1 protein-coding gene is annotated in these 3,961 nt (G+C 43.6%); it reads right to left on the bottom strand.

The genetic code is table 11. The features are described from left to right. The coding region (locus tag LX64_RS25675; protein WP_148707481.1) for a non-ribosomal peptide synthetase at positions 1 to 3,961 on the bottom strand (3,961 nt) is incomplete at both ends.

Below are 3,961 nucleotides of genomic sequence, written 5' to 3'. Positions count from 1 at the left end.
TTCCACCTAGCCCGGTATCCCAAATTGTAGGGGTAATAACTTCGGCATTGATACAATGACGAATAATATTTGTTAAGTGAAATAAATAATCGTTGGCTAACTTCTCTACTGTTCCTGCTGCAAACTCCAACGTGTTATAACTCCACGTGAATTGTAAACTTTCTTCAAAAATATATCCATCTACACCTAGCTGCGCCGGGTAAACATTCGTGGCTGCGCTCGCTTCACCTGTTCCTTGGAGGATATCGGTACTTTGGGTTAAATAACTTCGTCCTACGACCAAGTTGCTTAGACGACCAAGATAGTTAAATAATATACAAGGTGTATATACTAACCCGATATTTTTATTAAAATATTTTGAGATACCGTAACCCAAACCTTCGTATGGAATACCACGCAGCGATTCTTTTGTGCTAATGATTACATTTGATAGATCCCCGGTACTGGATAACAAAACGGGGTACATCGATGTAAACCAACCTATTACACGGCTATTATCGGCACCAAACCCTTCCCGGCCATGGCTTTCCAAGGTTACTACATGTTCGTTCAAACCCGTATAACCTTGCAAGGTTAATTGTAAGGCTGATAAGAGGATGTCATCAATTCTCGTGGAATAAGCTTGGTGAACGTTTTGTAAAAGTGATTGTGTTAAATGGGCAGGAAGAGAAACTTGCAACCTGCGCATATCTCTTATTAAACGCGGTGTTTGCAAAGCGTGGTCTACTGGAAAGGGTTGAACGCGGGATACAATTTTCTCCCAGTAACTTGCTTCCTTCAATAATACTGGGTGATCTTTCAACCCGATTAAACGTTCAGCCCAAGCTCTATAACTTGTTGTTCGATTGAGCACCGGCAACGGTTTATCATCAACAATACAAGTAATGTAGCTTTCCAAATCCTCGCACAGTATACGCCAAGAAACCCCATCGGTACACAAGTGGTGCCCGGCTATGAACAAGCCATTTTTTACTCCTGGCAGCTCAAGTAAAACTACCCTGGCAATCGGACCGTTTTCGATGTTCAATCCTTGTTGAACCTGGGTGCAAATAGTTGCAATATTGGTAGTTTCTACACTTATTGTCTCAACCGTAATTCCTGCACCGTTGTAATACTGTTTCCAACTTCCATCTTCTCCAAGCGAATATCTAAAACGCAGTGCATCATGTTCTTTACACAAATAATCAACAGCAGCTTGCAATTGTGATGCAGATACTTCTTTGGAAATATCAAGTAAAACAGCTTGGTTATAATGGTGCAAATTCTCATGCCCCTGTTCGAAAAACCATTGTTGAATAGGCAACATAGGACTTTCACCTTCCAAGGGAAGTACAGGAGCGACAATATCTTCTAACTGGGTTAATGAACTAGATAATTGAGCGATTGTTTGGAATTGGAAAATATCGCGTGGTTTTATATCTAATCCCAGCTTGCGGGCACGGCTGACTACTTGGATACTCACAATTGAATCACCACCAACTTCGAAAAAGTTGTCGTGGATACCAACTTTCGAGATACCCAGTAAATCTTGCCAGATGGTACAGAGTTGTTGTTCTGTTTCGTTGCGAGGCTCATCACTACCTGTAACTAGTAAATCCACCGGTTTGGGTAATGCTTTGCGATCTACTTTGCCATTACTCGTGACAGGGATCGAAGGAACATTGACCATTAAACTAGGTACCATGTACGATGGTAACCGTTGTTGTAGGTATTGTAGAATATTGTCTTTATTAAAATCTTCAGCCACCACATAAGCGACTAACTTCCCTTCATAAGCGATGACTACATTTTGTTGTACTAGGCCACTTTGTTGAAGCGTTGTTTCAATTTCTCCTAGTTCTATTCTATAACCACGGATTTTTACTTGGTCGTCGATGCGACCATGGTATTCTATTTCACCGCTGGCAGCCCAGCTTGCAAGGTCACCGGTTTTGTAAAGGGTTCCTTCACCGAATGGATTCGTGATGAAACGTTCCGCCGTTAATGCCGGGTTGTTTAAATAGCCCAAGGCTACCTGTACCCCGCCGATATATAATTCTCCTGGTACCCCAACTGGAAGGCGGTGTAAATTTTTATCGAGAATATAAACATCTACGTTCTGGACCGGGCGACCAATCAATACTTTTTCAACTGCTTGGCATAATGGTACTTCCCAGTAAGTAACATCTATAGCTGCTTCAGTGGGGCCGTAGAAGTTATGTAACTTGGCGTGGCCGAGTTTTTCTTGGTACATCGAAACATGGGATGCTAATAGGGCTTCCCCGCTACAAACTACATGTTGCAAACTTTCACAAGCACCTGCTTCAATATCACTTAAAAATGCTCCCAGCATACCTGGTACAAAATGCAAAACAGTGACACCTTCTTCTTCAATTAATTGTCGTAAGTATTGGCTATCTTTTTGTCCCCCGGGTTTTGCTAAAACCATGCGGGCTCCGACCATCAGCGGAAGCATCAATTCCCACGCCGATACATCAAAGCAATAAGTGGTCTTTTGCAAGATAACGTCGCTACTTTGAAGAGCGTGGTAATGGGCTGCCCAGCTTAAACGGTTCACCAAACCTTCGTGCGCATTTACGACGCCTTTGGGTTGGCCCGTGGAGCCGGATGTATAAATAACGTATAATGGATCTCGCGGTGTAATCCCGGGATCGAATATATCTTTGGAATAGGCTTCGTAGCGACAATTATCAATCTCTATTTTTACTAAGGGGGTTGATAGCTGGGTGTCACTCGTTGTTAGCACAAAGCCAACTGTGCCACCGTTACACATGTACGCGATCCTTTCTGCAGGGTAACTGGGATCTATTGGAACATACGCGCCTCCAGATTTAATAATCCCCAGCAGGCCAATTACCATTTCGAAGGAGCGTTCTAAACACAGCGGGACAATACTGCCACGTGATACACCCTGTGCCTGCAGGTAATTCGCTAACTGGTTACTGCGTTCTTCCAACTCCGCATAGCTCATATGTTTGCCACTAAACGTTAACGCTGGCTTATTTGCGTGTAAAATTGCAGCTTCGCGCAGTAAATCAACCATGGTTGACCCAACCGGGTAAGCAGCACGTTCGCCTTGGAAAGATTGCTGCTGAGCGTTTTCAGCCGGTGTAAGTAACTCTATTTCTTCGATACGTTGCAACGTTATAAGTTGCTGCAAGGTGTTCTTGAAATGACCTGCCACCATCGAAACGGTTTCTTCGTTCAGTAAACCTGCGTTGTAGCTGAAGTTGATCTGCAAGGTGGGGTTCAGTTCTACCAAGATCGTGAGCAGGTAGTTGGTATGCTCTGCTAGCTGGATATGGCTAAAGCGTAAACTTCCTGCCACGTTCGAAGTATCTTCTACCGGGAAGTTTTCAAACACCAACAAGCTATCGAATAAATCACCTTTTACACCGGCTAATTCTTGCAATGTACTCAACGGTGCGTAACTATAATCACGGTTACGCGTATGCTCATCCTGGATAGTAGCAAGCCAGCTGTTAATATTACCACTATTTACTTGTGTACGTTGTAAAATAGTATGAATATAAAGTCCTACACGCTCCTCGCTATGCGCTATATCTGTAGGTCTACCCGATACCGTTACCCCGAACAACACGTCTTCACGGCCACTATAACGCGACAATAAATAGCTCCAAGTTCCTTGCACAAGCGTATTTAAAGTGACACGGTTCCGTTGTGCGAAAGATTGTAACGCAGCATGTTCCCCTTCGTTGAGTGCTAGTTGAATTGAACCGGTATTTGCACTGCCTTGGTTGCGGGCCACGTTCGCTGGTACAAACGGTAGCAGGCTCGGTGTTTCAAAACCACGTAAATACTGCGACCAATGTGTTACTTCCGAAATAACATCACGCTTTTGAAGGTACTTTGTAAAGGTCGAGAAATTGTCTACTTCGAAAGAAACGGGCTCCCCGCGTAGTAGCGATTCATAATGTGTTTGAAGGGCCTTGATAACGAT

Source organism: Chitinophaga skermanii (assembly GCF_003259335.1).
GTDB classification, from domain to species: Bacteria; Bacteroidota; Bacteroidia; order Chitinophagales; family Chitinophagaceae; genus Chitinophaga; species Chitinophaga skermanii.
The sequence above is the reverse complement of the archived record's forward strand: the minus strand, read 5'-3'. Positions and strand labels throughout refer to the sequence as shown.